The sequence below is a fragment of the Bradyrhizobium sp. CAR08 genome (genome assembly GCF_052871955.1).
In genome coordinates this window covers 306,983-320,662 of sequence record NZ_JBIXJX010000005.1, presented here as the reverse complement: position 1 = coordinate 320,662, position 13,680 = coordinate 306,983, and the positions used below count along the sequence as shown (strand labels likewise).

Genomic DNA, 13,680 nt, shown 5'->3' with positions numbered 1-13,680 from the left:
GGGCAGCACTACTCGTCGCTATCGTCATAAGGCCGCGGCTGCGCCTGCGGAGGTGGTGGCGGCACATTGTTGTATCGCGGCGCCGGCGCGGCGCGATTGCCCGGAACCTGCTGCTGCGGCGGCATCTGGTTGTTGGACTGGAACACCGCGCGACAGCCGCTGGAGAGCTGGGGCGTATTCTGCCGCAAGCAGGCCGTAATGCGGCTCACATCAGGGATCTGATCGCTGCACAGCCGCCACACATCCGGCGTGCAGGCCATCTGCTGCTCCATGGTTCCGCGATACTCTTCAGCGGATGCAGCGCCTTGCGCGACGATGCCGCCGATTGCAAGCGCCACACCCAGCGCGATCCGCTCTGTTCGCATGTCCGATTCCTTCGCGAGTCTCTCGAATTCTGTTCAATCAATGAGACGCGGAGAGGTTCTGGACCAACAAAAAATTGTGAAAATGGGCCAGGAACCTATTCGACCTTGCCGATCTTCTTCACCGCAGCAATCAGCCGCGCGCTGTCGACCGCCACGAACTCGGCAAACGCCGGCGCGTCCTGATAGGCAACGAGACTGCCCGACGTTTCGAAGGCCTTGAGCACGTCGGGGCTCGTCATCACCTGCGCCATCGCCTCGCGCAGGCGAGTCGCGATCGGCGCGGGAAGAGCACTCTGTGCAAAGAGTCCGGCCCAGATGTACATCTCGACGTCCTTGTAACCGAGCTCCTGGAAGGTCGGCACATCGGGGAAGCTTGCGACGCGCTTGGCGCCGCAATTGCCGAGCACGCGCAGCTTGCCGTCCTCCACTTGCGGCTTCAGCGTTCCCGGTGCGGCGGCGATCGCCTGCACGGTGCCGCTGAGCAGCGCGGTGAGCGCCGGTCCGGCGCCGCGAAACGGCACATGCAGCAGCTTGATGTCGGCGCTGCTCGCAAACATCTCCATCGCCACGTGCAGCGTGCCGTAAGGCCCCGATGAGCCGTAGGTGATCTGGCCGGGACGCTTCCTGGCATCCTCGACGAAATCCTGCGCGGTCTTCCATGGCGCCGAGGCGGGCACCGCGAGCAGCGTGGGATCGGCCAGCACCCGCGCGATCGGCATGAACTGCGAGAGCTCGTAGGCGACCGGACGGTCGAACAGCCGGTCGGCCTCGGGCAGCACCGCGAGCGAGGACAGCGTCATCAGCAGCGTGTAGCCGTCGGGCTCGGCGCGCGCCGCCGCGGCATTGCCGACGGATCCACCGCCACCGCCGGCGCGGTTGTCGACGATGACCGCCTTGCCGAGGATTCGCTCCAGCGCCTGTGCGACGGGGCGCGCCGCAAGATCCGCCTGGCCGCCGGCCGGAAACGGCACGATCATGGTGACGTTGCGAGAGGGATAGGCTTGCGCGAAAGCCGCGCTCGACAACACAGGCAACAACGGCAATGCGGCAGCCGCGCGCAGGACATCGCGTCGATCCATGGCAGATTTCCCCCTGTTTTCTTATTTCGCTGCCAGCCTAGCGTGACCGTCCGCAAGAACAAGCCGCGCGGCGGGATTAACGAAGCATTATCCATGTTCCGCCCGGTCAGGAACGCCCCCCTGGGCTCACCGTTGCCTCCCAGGGAGTGGAGCGATGAATAGACTTCAGACCATTGACGTGGCGCTGGACGAGATGCTGGTGAATCTCGCCGCCATCGTCTTGCGGCTTTCAAAGCCGGACATGACGCGAACGCCGGAAGCGCGACGCGCCTTGGCGCAATCCGTGCACCAATACGCGGTCTGCGCGAAGCGTTCGCGCGATCCGCGTGTTCATGATTTGAAGTCGCAACTGGAGGAGACGTTGAAGCCGAGCTTGCGAATTGTGGTGCGTAATGGTGAGAAGGTGTCTTAGTCCAACCCCTCATTGCGAGCGCAGCGAAGCAATCCAGAATACCTCCGCGGGACATTCTGGATTGCTTCGTCGCTTCACTCCTCGCAATGACGGAGGTCGATGAAGCCGCTCGCTCTAAGACTGCTTTGCCTTTCCGCGCACTCGCCGCTTGCACGTCCCCGGCAGCTTCGCCGCGAGAAAATCACCGAGCGCCTCGACGCGCGCGGGGCGCGGGCCGCCAGGTGGCGTCACCAGATGCACGGCGCCTTCGACCTGCTTCCAGTCCTTCAGGATCACTTCGACCTCGCCGGAGGAGATGGCGTCACCGACGATGAATTCCGGAAGGTCGGCGATGCCGAGGCCGGCGATCAGCGCCGGCATCACCGCTTCGCCGTTGTTGACGCGGAGCTGTCCGCCCGGACGTACGCTGGCCTGCTCGCCGGCCGAGTTGGTGTAGTGCCAGACGTTGGGCGTGGAGAGATAGGCGTAGCTGAAGCATTTGTGCTCGGCCAGATGCATCGGATGCGTCGGCCGCCCGTGTTGCTCGAGATATGACGGCGCGGCCACCGTGAAACGCGGCATGGTGAAGAGCCGGCGGGCGATCAGCGAGGAATCCGGCAGCCGCGCGATCCGCACCGCCATGTCAAAGCCCTCGCCAATCAAATCGATGGTCGCATCGCTCAAGTGCAGATCGACCGAGACCTCCGGATACGCCTCGAAGAACTCCGGCAGCAGCGGCGCCACCGCCTTGATCCCGAATGTCATGGGCACGGCGAGCCGCACGAGGCCGCGCGGTGCGACCGATTGCGCCAGCGCCTCGTTCTCCGCCGCCTCGCCGTCGGACAGCAGGCGCGTCGCACGCTCGGCGAGCTTATGCCCGGCATCGGTCAGCGCGAGCCGGCGTGAGGTGCGGTTGAACAGCCGGGCGCCGAGCCGCTCTTCGAGGCGCGTGACCGCCTTGGACACCGTCGCCTTGGACATCGCGAGCTCACCAGCGGCCCCCGCAAACGACCGTAATTCCACGACTTTTGCGAAAATCGCGAGCGCCTCGAAATCGGGGAGTTTGGCCATGAAAGCGGATCCAATTGGGATGTTTAAGGAAACAATGTGTTTCGACAGTTTCTATTTCTATACCACAAACAGGGGCTTATCCAAGGGTCATCAGAAATTCAGGAATGGAGAAATCCAATGACCAAGAAGCTCTCAGGCAAGGTTGCCCTCGTCACTGGTGGCTCGCGCGGTATCGGCGCGGCCTCTGCCCGCGCCCTCGCCGATGAAGGCGCGGATGTCGCGATCAGCTACGTTGCCTCTCCCGAAAAGGCGGAAGCGGTCGTCACCGAGTTGAAGGCCCGAGGCGTCAATGCCCGCGCCTTCAAGGCGGACCAGGCCTCGGCCAAGGACGTGACGCAGCTCGTCAACGACGTCGCGAAGGAGTTCGGCCATCTCGACATCCTCGTCAACAATGCCGGCGTCGCGAGCGGCGGTGCGATCGATGACGCCAATGCCGACACCGAAGCGCTCGCCCGCCAGGATGCCATCAACGTGCATGGCGTGATCGCTGCGATCCGCGCCGCTTCGCAATTGATGGGCGAAGGCGGCCGCATCGTCACCGTCGGCTCGATGCTCGCCGATCGCGCCTCGTTCCCGGGTCTTGCGGACTACGTCGCCACCAAGGCCGCCGTGGTCGGCTACACCAAGGGCGCAGCGCGCGACCTCGGCCCACGCGGCATCACCGTGAATGTGGTGCAGCCCGGCTCGATCGACACTGACATGAACCCGAAGGACGGCGGCGAGTTCGCCGAGACCCAGCGCAAGCAGCACGCGTTGCAGCGCTTCGGCCGCCCCGAGGAAGTCGCGGCTGGCGTCGTGTTCCTCGCAAGTCCGGAAGCCTCCTTCGTCACCGGCACGGTGCTCAACGTCGACGGCGGTTTTGGCGCCTGATCAAGGCGCCATCCGCCAAAACAAGGAATTACGCAGATGATCGAACTCAGACCCTTCGCAAAGCTCGGCGGCGCCGATCACGGTTGGCTCAACGCCAAGCATCATTTCTCCTTCGCAAGCCACTATGACCCCGACAACATGGGTCACGGCGCCTTGCGGGTGTGGAACGACGACGAGATCGCGCCGAACACCGGCTTTCCCGCCCATCCCCACGCCAACATGGAAATCATCACCTATGTGCGCGAGGGCGCGATCACCCATCAGGACAGCCTCGGCAACGAAGGCCGCACCGAAGCGGGCGACGTGCAGGTGATGAGCGCCGGCAGCGGCATCCGCCACTCCGAGTACAATCTCGAGTCGACCAAGACACGCATCTTCCAGATCTGGATCGAGCCGACCGCGCGCGGCGGGCAGCCGACCTGGGGCTCGAAGCCGTTTCCGAAAGGAGACCGCTCGGGCAAGCTCGTCACCATCGCGAGCGGCTTCGAGCATGACACGGACGCGCTGCCGATCCGCGCCGATGCGCGGGTGCTCGCCACCACGCTGAAGGCCGGTGAGAGCGCCGAGTACGTGCCGCACAAGTCGCGGCACCTTTATCTGGTGCCCGCGGCGGGGTCAGTCCAAATTAACGGCGTGCGCGTCAACGCCCGCGACGGCGCCGCGATCCGCGACGAGGACAGGCTGAAGATCACGGCACTGGAAGATTCCGAGATCGTGCTCGTCGACGCGGCGTAACGGCTCTCTCTGTCATGGCCGGGCTTGTCCCGGCCATCCACGCCCCGCGACGAGCGAACAAGAACGTGGATGCCCGGGACGAGCCCGGGCATGACGACCCAAAAAAAGCACTCACTCAATCCCATCGGAGACATCATGACCAAAGTTCTCGTCCTGTATTATTCCGCCTATGGCCACATCGAAGCGATGGCCAATGCCGTTGCCGAAGGCGCGCGCGAAGCCGGTGCCACCGTCGACATCAAGCGCGTACCCGAGCTGGTGCCGGCCGAGGTCGCCAAGGCGTCCTATTACAAGCTCGACCAGGCCGCCCCCGTCGCGACGATCGAGGATCTCGCAAACTACGACGCGATCATCGTCGGCACCGGCACCCGCTTCGGCCGCATGGCCTCGCAGATGGCGAACTTCCTCGACCAGGCCGGCGGTCTCTGGGCCAAGGGCGCGCTGCACGGCAAGGTCGGCGGCGCCTTCACGGCGACCGCGACCCAGCATGGCGGCCAGGAGACGACGCTGTTCTCGATCATCACCAACCTGTTGCATTTCGGCATGGTCGTGGTCGGCCTGAACTACGGCTTTGCCGGCCAGATGAAGCTCGACGAGGTCACCGGCGGCGCACCTTACGGCGCCACCACGATCACCGGCGGCGACGGCAGCCGGCAGCCCAGCGCCAACGAGCTCGCCGGCGCACGCTATCAGGGCCGCCAGATCGCGGAGACAGCCAGGAAGCTGCACGGCTGAGCGCGGTTAAGCTTTACGTCCGAACCACTGCATGGCAGGTGCGATCTGGGCGGCATTCTCTTCTGGAGATGCCGCCCCATCTCTGTGGCCAGGATATTTCACCAAAAGCGATACGAATGGCTTTCGAACTCTTGTTGATCGCGCAGATGATCCGCAGGCCCGCTCAGGCGCTGGCGCGGCGCTGGTATTGCCGGAGCCTGTTCAAGGCCTCACGCGGCCGCTTTCACTGTGCCGGCTGCGCGAAGTCATGATGCTCTAGCCACTAGGCCTGCGTGATGTCCGCGTTGGGCTTAATGGGCGCAGTCGCGACAGGCGCCGGCGCTGTCGACAGCCACCAGCCCTCACCGGCGAACCAGCAGGTCTCGTCGGGAGCGCCCTCTCTCCGCAACGACTGCACGCCCTCCCACCCCCTTGCGAACGCCTCGGCCAGTCGCCGGGCGGCATCCGCGTTCTGCAATCCCGCGCAGCCGATGAATTGGGCACGCCCGAGGAATTTGGCGGGCCAGACCGCCCCCTCGTCGGGGCGCGTGATCATCAACATGCCGCCGATCATGCCTTCGGGCGCGAGTGGAAACACCAGCCGCCCACCGGGCAGCAAGGCATCGAGCCATTCGGTGGCCGGCTGCGCCGCACCCGCGCAGACATAGATCACGTCGGCTTTGGGAAGATCGGACGCGATGCCCGATCGATCCCGCACGTCCGTATGGGCGATGTCCTTCAGATTCTCGCGCGCGAGGCCTGCCAGACGTTCGTCGATCTCGTAGGCATGGACGCGGCCGCCGGGGCCGACGAGATGCGCGAGGATTGCGGTGTAATAGCCGCTCCCCGCGCCGATCTGGATCACAGTCTCGCCTTCCTTCACCGCGCAACCGCTGAGCCAATAGGCGTGCGCGCCGGGCATCCCGATATTGAGACCCCGCGCGCTGTCGAGCGCGAGCAGCGTGTTCTGATAGAGGAAAGCGGGATCATCATCGGGTGTGACAACATAGGGGTGGCCGCCAACCGAGATCGACCACGGCCCGGGTCCGGCGAACGTCTCGCGCCTGACGGTGCGAAACGCTTCTTCGATACGGGGGTCCGCGGCCCTCGCCGCGGCGCTGATCAACTGTGCATAGAATGCGCGATATTTTGCCGAACGATCTTCATGTCGCCTCCGGGAAACAGGCGGCGATAACACAACGATTGCGATAATCGAGTGACCCTACAATCCAGGGCGGCGCGTCAGCGCGTCCTCTTGCCCATCGCCTGCGCCGCAAAGGCGGCAAGCCTGGGGTGACGACGCAGGCCCTGCGCGGCGTGGTCGCGCCACGCGAAGGGCATGCCGCGCCAGGACAGCGCGGCGCTGACATCCGTCAGCGGCACCGGCTCGGCGCCGAAGCGGCGCTTGTATTCCTGGTTGCCGATGCTGAGGTCGAAACGGCGCACGCCTTCCGCATGCAGCGCCGCCATAGTGCGCTCGGTCACGAGCAGCCCCGGCGAGCAGTTCGACCAGGAATCGCCGGTGTGGCTGATGCGCAGCAGGAAATAGGTCTCACCGAACCTGACGCCGAGCGCGGTGGCGACAATGGCCTCGTCGCAAACCAGCGCCGAGATGACGGTATAACCGTTCGCGACGCCCCGACGCGCGACCTCGCGATAAAATTGCGCATGGGTTTCGTCGTTGAGGACGAAGCGCGAGCCGAGCTTTCGCATGCGCGCCTGCTGCTGGGCATCCATCACGTCCAGCAGCTCGCGCGCACGCGCGACATCGGTGGCGATCTCGAATCGCGCGCCGGCGTGACGGTTGAAGACGCGCCAGCAGCGTGGCATCTGCATGCGCTTGATCGAGGCCTGGTAATCTTCATAGTCGTCGCCGGTCAGCACGAGGTTGCCGTTGAGCGAGCAGGATCCGATCCGGCCGAGCGACACCAGCGGGTTCGGGCTTCCGCCGATCCGGGCCGGCATCTTCTTCAGGCGCAGCAGATCGAAGCGGTCCGGCAATGCGCGCAATGCGCCGATCAGCGCCTTGCCGATCGCATCCATCGCCGCCGCGTCCAATGCGGCATCAAGCGCAAGGATCGGCGCGTTGTTGTCGCAGACGCCGAAATCGGCGAATTCGACGATGCGGATGCCGCGCCTGAGGTGGCTGATCATCGGCACCATTGCGATGTCCCTGCCGGTCGTGGCATCGGAGATCAATGCAATCAGCGGCGAGAGATTGTGGAACGCCTCGTACCAGGCGCCGAGCCAGTAGCCATGCTGGAATGCAGTGCGATGGCCTGCGTTCAGGCGCGATGCGGCCAGCGGCCACTCACGCACGAAATCGACCGCGATTCCCGACGTGCTGGACACAAGACCATCTGGTTGCTCGACGCTGAGGATCGTCATCCGCGGGACATACGATTACTGGTGTTTCCAGATAGATTATGTTTTGTCGCCGCCACAAGTGAGCTCACAGCTTATCGTTAAGCTGATGCCACTGCAGCCGCATCGGCTGCGACAAGTCGTCGGGGTCCGGTTCCATTTCCGCGACGCATTGGAACCTGGCCAGGAAGTGCAGGCCGGCCACGGCAACAGTGAACATGAACCAGATCGGATTTTGCCGTTCGAGCAGGAAGGTCTCGGTGGCCCCGTAGTACAGGCCGAACAGCCATACGGTCAGGAACAGCTTTGCCAAGGCACCGCTGCGGTTGTGAGTTCGGGCCGTCTGGAAATTGCCGAGCGGCGCGAGCACGAAGACGAGGATCACCAGCAACAGCCCCGGCAGGCCGATGGTGACCGCGAGGTCGAGATAGCTGTTGTGGCTGTGCGCCGCGCTCGTCGCCCATTCGGCGCCCTGGGCGGTCTGCCGCGCGGTCACGTCGTCCCAGAACGCGGCGTAGCCGTGACCGATGATCGGCTTCTCCGCGACAGCTGCGAGCGCGAACTCCCAGATGGCGGAACGGCCGGTGAAGGTGGGATCGAGCGGAAGCAGCCGCGTCATCGCTCCGAGCGCCGGGCTCATGACGCTGCCGACCGTCAGCAGGTTCATCGCGATCAGCGGCACGAAGCAGATGATCCGCTTCAGCCACAGGCCCGGCGTCACGCAGACCAGCGAGGCGAGCGCATAAATCGCAAGGCACAGTACCGACGACGTCTTGCCGCCGGTGAAGATCAGGAAGATTCCAGCCAGCGCGGCGATGGCCGGCCCCATCAAGAACGAACCAATGGCAGACAGGTAAATGCCGACATAAATCAGGATGGTCATCACCGGCGAAGCGATGTTCTTGTGACCAAAGCTGCCGCGCCAGTCGCCGGCCAACTGCGGCTCGGTGACGTCGAGTGCGGTGTGGATCGAGTATTGCGGCGCCACGAAGACGCCGAGATAGCAGAGCGCAAGCAGTACGAGGGCGGCGCCGCCGAGGCACAGGTTGAAGCTGCGCTGCGTCGGCGGCAGCAACGGCAACAGCACCGCGAGCGACATCACGCTGGCTGCGAGCATGAAGCGCTGCATCGAGACTCCGCGATTCTCGGAGAAGACGATGCTGATCAACAGCCAGCCGACCAGGCAGAGATGCAGCGGCGTCACCAGCGTCTTCAGCGCGGGCGCATCCGTTGCGGCGACCAACAGGACTGCGAGCGCGGCCAGCAGGCCCCAGGCGACATAAGTGAGCGCCATTCGTCCGCCGACGACGGTGGTGACATCCTCGCTGCGCAGGTCGGGAAACGGATCGAGCGTCACCAGCACGAGGAGCAGCGCTGCGACTGCGACGAGGCAGCGCGCCGCCCGCACGGCGTCGACCCCTGCAAGCCCATCGCGCAGGACGCCGCCGAACGATCGGGCCTCGACGTCGGTCATGTCAGTGGCGCTGCGATCCATGGCTCAAGGTGGTGGTGAAGCCCGGGGGAAGCTCGAAGTCTTAGCCGATCCCTGTTAAGCATCCGTCAACCAGTCCAGCGGGGCGCTGCGGCACCGCCTGCTGCCGCACGATGCTCCGCGCGATCTCGTAATATTGAAGCGCGCGCTGTTCCAGCGTCAGGTTGTCCAGCACGAAACCGCGGGGATCGAACGTATCGGCGGCGCACCCGGCCCAGAAATCATCCCAGCCCGCCTCAAACCCGGCGATGTCGACGAACTTGGCGCCGCAACGATCGTCCCAGTACGGCACCGACGACACCGGCGCGAACTGGACCCGATGCGGATAGTAGTCGGGGTCTCGCCACGGCCCGCCTGGATCCCAGGCCAGCACCGGCACGCCGCAAGACAATGCCTGCTGATAGGCGATGCCCTGGCTCTCGTTCTGGCAGAGGAAGATCATCGCACGCGATTGCGCGAGCGCGGCCCGATAGTCTTCTTCCTTGTAGCTGCCGTAACGCAGCTCGGCGAACGAGCGGCCTTCCCTCGTGAGCCGGGCGCGGACGGGTTCGATCAGCTCCGCCGCGTAGCGATCGCGGTCCCAGTGCACCTTGTCGTAGATCAGGACGTCGACGCTCTTCTGCGACGTCGCCGGCGGTGCCCAGAGATCCGTGTCGATGCCGATCGGCCAGGCCTCCGTGTCGGGCCAATGCGGCCGATACATGTCGGCGTACCACGGGCCGGGCACCACGACCTTCTTCACCGGCAGGCGCTTGAACAGGTCGGGATCGTCGAGCGGATGATTGTGGGCGGCGACGCCGAGCAGGATCGGATTTTTCCAGGCGAACTTGTCGAGCAAGAAGGTGCGGCCGATGATGCAGGCGAGTTCGCCCGGATGCCGCGCGATGTAGCCATAGTCGTTGACGCGATAGCGGATACCGAGCCGATCGAGCCCCGCACAGAGATTGAGGAACACGCGCAGCTGCCCGCTCATGCGCGGCTCGCCAAGCAGCATGCGACGCGCCATGCGCCGCAGATGCCGGTCGCCGGGAAACCAGCGATCGTCCTTGTCCTCGTAGAACAGGTTGAGGACCATATCGTCGGGATCGTAGTCGAATGTCTTTGCGGGCACTGGTGTCCATCCGCGGCGGCCTGATGCGCATTCTCGCATGGGACCGGCTGCCGCACTCTTCCTAATTTGCCACAGGCTTAATGCCGGCGGCTTAACGCTAATTGACGAAACCAACGCTGCGGCAGCCTTCACGGCGACGCTTTTTTCCCGATGCGAGTATCATCGAGGGCGGCCAGGGTTGCGATCGATCGCATTGCCAAGCGCAGATGCGCCCTGGTTAACAGACCGTTAAAGGCGAGCCGTATCTTGATCACCGCGGAAGACATTCTCGAATTGCCCGCCACGTCGCGCGTCGTTCCAGCGGCGCGCGTCCCGCTGCAGGTCGGCTCAACCACGTCGGTGTCCGTCGTCATTCCGGCCAAGAATGTTGCGGCTTATGTCGGCGAAACCCTCGCCAGCGCACTGGCACAAACCGAGGTCACCGAAGTGATCGTCGTGGACGACGGCTCGACCGACGACACCCCCGCCATCGTCCGCGCCATTCGTGACCCTCGACTGCGCCTGATGACCAACGGCGCCGCCGGCGTATCGGCAGCGCGCAATCTCGGCGCGCAGCATGCGAACGGCCAATGGCTGCTCTTCCTCGATGCCGACGATCGCCTGCGGCCCGGCGCGGTCGCGGCGCTGCTGGCGGCTGCGCGTGGCGCGCCGCGAGCGGTTCTGGTCTACGGCGACTACAATACGATCGACAGCGAGGGACGGCAGATCGGCCGTCGGGATCTGCTCAAGGGCCGCCGCAAACCGTCCGGCGACGTGCTGGCGCGGCTCGCCGCCGGCAACTTCATCGTCAATGGCGGCATTGCGCTCGCACGTGCAGAGGCCTTCCGCGCCATCGGCGGGTTCGACGTCTCGCTCAGATATTGCGAGGACTGGCACTGCTGGTGCCGCCTTGCCGCGATCGGCGAATTCGAATTTGCGCCGAACCTTCTGCTCGACTACCGCCTTCACACGGCCAACACCATGAACGCGGCGGTGCGGACGCCACAGGATTTCTTTCCGGCGATCGCGCGGGTGTTCGACGACGGGCTGATCATGGCGCGATTGCCCGCGGGCATGGCGGCCGGGCTGCGCCAGGCCGCCGAGGTTCATCTCGTCACGTATTCGGCAATGCAAGCGGTCCGCTTCGGTAGATATCGCCAGGCCTTCGCCTATCTCGGGATAGTCGGGCGCCGCTCGCTCAAATCGCTGCCGCGTTCCGCGGTCAGGGTCGCCCTCGCCTGCTTCGGTATTTAGCCCGCCGCCTCGGCGTCAGGACACGATCTTCGAGGCCTCATAGGGCTTCGGCTCGATGCCGAACGCGGCGAGCGCCGAGCCGAGCGCGACCATCACGGGATGCATCGCGACGACGGCTTTCGACGATTTCAGCAGAGCGGCCGCGCGCAACAGCGACAGCGGCAACCTCCCGAGCATCTGCGCAAACACCCACACTCGCGCCGCAGCGCCCTGCGCGGCCTTGGACTGCACACGATAATTGATCGCGCCGATGCGCAGGCCTCGCTTCACGATCCAGCCGAAACTGGTGCGGCTTTGCGGCACGGTCTCGGTGATGACTGCTTCCGCCGTCCAGTGGAAGGTCATGCCGGCGTCGCGGCAGCGCACGAAGAAATCGCAGTCGCCGCCCCCGAGGAAGTTGAAGCGCGGGTCGAAGGCGGGACGGGCAAAGCTCTCGAACGCCGCACGCGTGATCAGGCAATTGCCGCAGCCGTAGATCAAGGGCACAGCGCCGCTGTAATCATAGGCGGGACAGAAAACGGGGTGGCGCGAAAGCCAGGGCATGCGGTGGTCCTCGAAGACCGGCAGCACCGGCCCGCCGACCACATCGGCGCCGGTCGCCTCCGCGGTGCGGACCATCAGCTCGAGCCAATCGGGCGAGGCAATCTCGTCGTCGTCGATCATCAGGAACCGGGTCGCGGCGGGAAACAGCGCCAGCGCCGTCTCGAAGGCGGCGTTGATCGCCTGGACGTTGCCTTGCCGTTTCTCGACCAGGCAGACACCCTGAAGTCTGCCATCGGCGAGATACTCCGCGGCCACCGGCGCGCTTTCGCGCCGGACCGCATCGTTCTCGACCATGACGACGGCGAAAGAGCGCGGGGTGCGCTGGCTGGCGAGCGAGTCCAGTGTCAACCGCAGATGCTGCGGGCGGCGGAAGCAGGGGATGCAGACGACGATACCAACCGACAGGTCGATGATCCGGGAGCTGGCCGCGATCTCCCGGTTGGGATCGCGCACGGCATGCGAGATACGCGTGGCGGACAGGTCTGTCGGGATCAATGTCATGACGTTCTAGATGTCCGAGATAGATTGAAAAAGCCCTGCTTCGATCCCGGGATCAGCGCCGTCCCGCGACGGCACATCGCCCCGGGACGGATGCGTCCCAAAATGAACGGCCGGTTTGAGCCTGACGACGGCGCCAAGGCCGCCGATGTTCCGCCATCCATGCACTTAACCGCTTTCGGGTGTTTCTGCCGCGAAACCTTGCGCGCGTGATACTGCAATTCGCGGTCCACCGTGCCGACGGCGGCTGACGCGGACGATGCCGTAGTTAACGCACATGCTCATTAACCCGATCGTAAGCACCGCGGCGGGTGAAGCGACGCGGCATCGGATTTGCTCTACGGGCACACGAGATTTTTCCTGTAAATTTAAGTCGAACAAGCGCGGTCCGAAAAAAATGAACAAGCCAGCCACGATCGATTTCGCGACAGCCACGGCGGTCCAAATTCCCGCGGCCATTGCACACACTCAGGCGCTGCACGATCTCGTCCCCGGTGAAGCCCGCGACAGCCTGCTCGCCGTTCACGACGTACTGCGCCGCGAACTGCCACGGGGCCAGCTCGCCACCTACGAAGCCGGAGGCGGCTCGTGCAGCGTCCTGCCACCGGAATTGCTGAACCGCAGCAAGGTCACCGTCGTCGACATCGACGAGGACCAGGTTCGCAACAACAGCTATGCGGACGAAGCGATCCTCGGCGACGTCCAGACCTACCGCTTCGGGCGCGAGACCTTCGATCTGGTGATCTGCTACAACGTGATCGAACATCTTCCCAAGGTCGACGCCGCACTCTTGAATTTCCGCGATGCGCTCAAGCGCGGCGGGATGATTCTGATCGGCGCGCCCAATCCGCGCTCGTTGTCCGGGGTCGTCACCAAATACTCGCCGCACTGGTTCCACGTCTGGTTCTACCGGCACATTCGAGGCATCAAGGATGCCGGCCTGCCGGGCGAGCCGCCGTTCCCGACCTTCTTCCATCCCCTGGTGTCGCTGCCGAGGCTCGAAGCGTTTGCCGCCGCCAATGGCCTCGAGATGATCTACCGCCGTGAGGTCGAGAGCCCGCGCTATCCCGAGATGCGCCGGCGCAAGCCGCTGTTCGCAGCCCTGGTCGACGCCGGCGCCGCCGTTCTCAACGCCGTGCTCCCGCGCGGGACCGACGTCCGCCGCGGCGATTATCACGTCATCCTGCGGAAAAGCTGACGGCCATGGTGCGCGC

Annotated in this window: 15 protein-coding genes; 7 read left to right on the top strand and 8 right to left on the bottom strand. The window is 64.9% G+C overall.

Annotated features, from left to right (window positions below):
• Positions 1–8: 8 nt before the first annotated feature.
• Positions 9–365: a hypothetical protein gene (locus ACIPUD_RS13875; protein WP_018453412.1), complete on the bottom strand. Its 357-nt coding sequence runs from the start codon at positions 363–365 to the stop codon at positions 9–11.
• Positions 366–460: 95 nt separating this feature from the next.
• Positions 461–1,444 (bottom strand): tripartite tricarboxylate transporter substrate binding protein, encoded by a 984-nt coding sequence (locus ACIPUD_RS13870; protein ID WP_018453411.1) that lies wholly within the window; start codon positions 1,442–1,444, stop codon positions 461–463.
• Positions 1,445–1,598: 154 nt separating this feature from the next.
• Here ACIPUD_RS13870 and ACIPUD_RS13865 point away from each other — a divergent pair, with 154 nt between their 5' ends.
• Positions 1,599–1,856 carry a hypothetical protein gene (locus ACIPUD_RS13865; RefSeq protein ID WP_377829058.1) on the top strand — a complete coding sequence of 86 codons (258 nt, stop codon included), beginning with the start codon at positions 1,599–1,601 and terminating at the stop codon, positions 1,854–1,856.
• A gap of 114 nt (positions 1,857–1,970) precedes the next feature.
• On the opposite strand, the gene ACIPUD_RS13860 is transcribed toward ACIPUD_RS13865, so the two are convergent.
• Positions 1,971–2,906: a LysR family transcriptional regulator gene (locus ACIPUD_RS13860; RefSeq protein WP_446480843.1), complete on the bottom strand. Its 936-nt coding sequence runs from the start codon at positions 2,904–2,906 to the stop codon at positions 1,971–1,973.
• A 117-nt stretch (positions 2,907–3,023) separates the two neighbouring features.
• On the opposite strand from ACIPUD_RS13860, the gene ACIPUD_RS13855 reads away from it, so the two are divergent.
• The 4 genes from ACIPUD_RS13855 (at position 3,024) to ACIPUD_RS13840 (ending at position 5,505) form a co-directional block, all read left to right on the top strand.
• Positions 3,024–3,776, top strand: coding sequence for an SDR family NAD(P)-dependent oxidoreductase (locus ACIPUD_RS13855; RefSeq protein ID WP_018453408.1), 753 nt, complete (start codon positions 3,024–3,026; stop codon positions 3,774–3,776).
• A gap of 36 nt (positions 3,777–3,812) precedes the next feature.
• On the top strand, positions 3,813–4,511 hold the full coding sequence (locus ACIPUD_RS13850; protein WP_018453407.1) for a pirin family protein: 699 nt from the start codon (positions 3,813–3,815) through the stop codon (positions 4,509–4,511).
• A gap of 135 nt (positions 4,512–4,646) precedes the next feature.
• On the top strand, positions 4,647–5,246 hold the full coding sequence (wrbA, locus tag ACIPUD_RS13845) for an NAD(P)H:quinone oxidoreductase (RefSeq protein ID WP_027520460.1): 600 nt from the start codon (positions 4,647–4,649) through the stop codon (positions 5,244–5,246).
• 31 nt (positions 5,247–5,277) lie between these two features.
• Positions 5,278–5,505 (top strand): hypothetical protein, encoded by a 228-nt coding sequence (locus tag ACIPUD_RS13840; RefSeq protein ID WP_157642889.1) that lies wholly within the window; start codon positions 5,278–5,280, stop codon positions 5,503–5,505.
• 3 nt (positions 5,506–5,508) lie between these two features.
• Here the strand turns inward: ACIPUD_RS13840 and ACIPUD_RS13835 are convergent, their stop codons facing one another.
• The 4 genes from ACIPUD_RS13835 to ACIPUD_RS13820 all read right to left on the bottom strand — a co-directional run bounded on the left by ACIPUD_RS13835 (position 5,509) and on the right by ACIPUD_RS13820 (position 10,192).
• On the bottom strand, positions 5,509–6,351 hold the full coding sequence (locus ACIPUD_RS13835; RefSeq protein ID WP_446480842.1) for a protein-L-isoaspartate O-methyltransferase family protein: 843 nt from the start codon (positions 6,349–6,351) through the stop codon (positions 5,509–5,511).
• Between the two features lie 116 nt (positions 6,352–6,467).
• Positions 6,468–7,613 (bottom strand): GNAT family N-acetyltransferase, encoded by a 1,146-nt coding sequence (locus tag ACIPUD_RS13830; protein ID WP_446480841.1) that lies wholly within the window; start codon positions 7,611–7,613, stop codon positions 6,468–6,470.
• A 64-nt stretch (positions 7,614–7,677) separates the two neighbouring features.
• On the bottom strand, positions 7,678–9,084 hold the full coding sequence (locus ACIPUD_RS13825; RefSeq protein ID WP_446480840.1) for an O-antigen ligase family protein: 1,407 nt from the start codon (positions 9,082–9,084) through the stop codon (positions 7,678–7,680).
• Between the two features lie 40 nt (positions 9,085–9,124).
• The gene (locus tag ACIPUD_RS13820; RefSeq protein ID WP_018453402.1) at positions 9,125–10,192 is read right to left on the bottom strand and encodes a glycosyltransferase; all 1,068 of its coding nucleotides are present in this window, start codon (positions 10,190–10,192) and stop codon (positions 9,125–9,127) included.
• A 246-nt stretch (positions 10,193–10,438) separates the two neighbouring features.
• On the opposite strand from ACIPUD_RS13820, the gene ACIPUD_RS13815 reads away from it, so the two are divergent.
• On the top strand, positions 10,439–11,425 hold the full coding sequence (locus ACIPUD_RS13815) for a glycosyltransferase (RefSeq protein ID WP_018453401.1): 987 nt from the start codon (positions 10,439–10,441) through the stop codon (positions 11,423–11,425).
• Positions 11,426–11,440: 15 nt separating this feature from the next.
• Here the strand turns inward: ACIPUD_RS13815 and ACIPUD_RS13810 are convergent, their stop codons facing one another.
• A complete protein-coding gene (locus ACIPUD_RS13810) occupies positions 11,441–12,469 on the bottom strand; it encodes a glycosyltransferase family 2 protein (protein ID WP_446480839.1) in 1,029 nt (342 codons plus the stop codon).
• 394 nt (positions 12,470–12,863) lie between these two features.
• Here ACIPUD_RS13810 and ACIPUD_RS13805 point away from each other — a divergent pair, with 394 nt between their 5' ends.
• Positions 12,864–13,664: a class I SAM-dependent methyltransferase gene (locus ACIPUD_RS13805; protein ID WP_204512417.1), complete on the top strand. Its 801-nt coding sequence runs from the start codon at positions 12,864–12,866 to the stop codon at positions 13,662–13,664.
• Positions 13,665–13,680 lie beyond the last annotated feature (16 nt).

Bases quoted from the DNA above. Each gene is read 5' to 3' on its own strand.
- ACIPUD_RS13875 (WP_018453412.1), bottom strand. From the start codon at position 365: ATGCGAACAGAGCGGATCGCGCTGGGTGTGGCGCTTGCAATCGGCGGC.
- ACIPUD_RS13870 (WP_018453411.1), bottom strand. From the start codon at position 1,444: ATGGATCGACGCGATGTCCTGCGCGCGGCTGCCGCATTGCCGTTGTTG.
- ACIPUD_RS13865 (WP_377829058.1), top strand. From the start codon at position 1,599: ATGAATAGACTTCAGACCATTGACGTGGCGCTGGACGAGATGCTGGTG.
- ACIPUD_RS13860 (WP_446480843.1), bottom strand. From the start codon at position 2,906: ATGGCCAAACTCCCCGATTTCGAGGCGCTCGCGATTTTCGCAAAAGTC.
- ACIPUD_RS13855 (WP_018453408.1), top strand. From the start codon at position 3,024: ATGACCAAGAAGCTCTCAGGCAAGGTTGCCCTCGTCACTGGTGGCTCG.
- ACIPUD_RS13850 (WP_018453407.1), top strand. From the start codon at position 3,813: ATGATCGAACTCAGACCCTTCGCAAAGCTCGGCGGCGCCGATCACGGT.
- wrbA (WP_027520460.1), top strand. From the start codon at position 4,647: ATGACCAAAGTTCTCGTCCTGTATTATTCCGCCTATGGCCACATCGAA.
- ACIPUD_RS13840 (WP_157642889.1), top strand. From the start codon at position 5,278: ATGGCAGGTGCGATCTGGGCGGCATTCTCTTCTGGAGATGCCGCCCCA.
- ACIPUD_RS13830 (WP_446480841.1), bottom strand. From the start codon at position 7,613: ATGACGATCCTCAGCGTCGAGCAACCAGATGGTCTTGTGTCCAGCACG.
- ACIPUD_RS13825 (WP_446480840.1), bottom strand. From the start codon at position 9,084: ATGGATCGCAGCGCCACTGACATGACCGACGTCGAGGCCCGATCGTTC.
- ACIPUD_RS13810 (WP_446480839.1), bottom strand. From the start codon at position 12,469: ATGACATTGATCCCGACAGACCTGTCCGCCACGCGTATCTCGCATGCC.
- ACIPUD_RS13805 (WP_204512417.1), top strand. From the start codon at position 12,864: ATGAACAAGCCAGCCACGATCGATTTCGCGACAGCCACGGCGGTCCAA.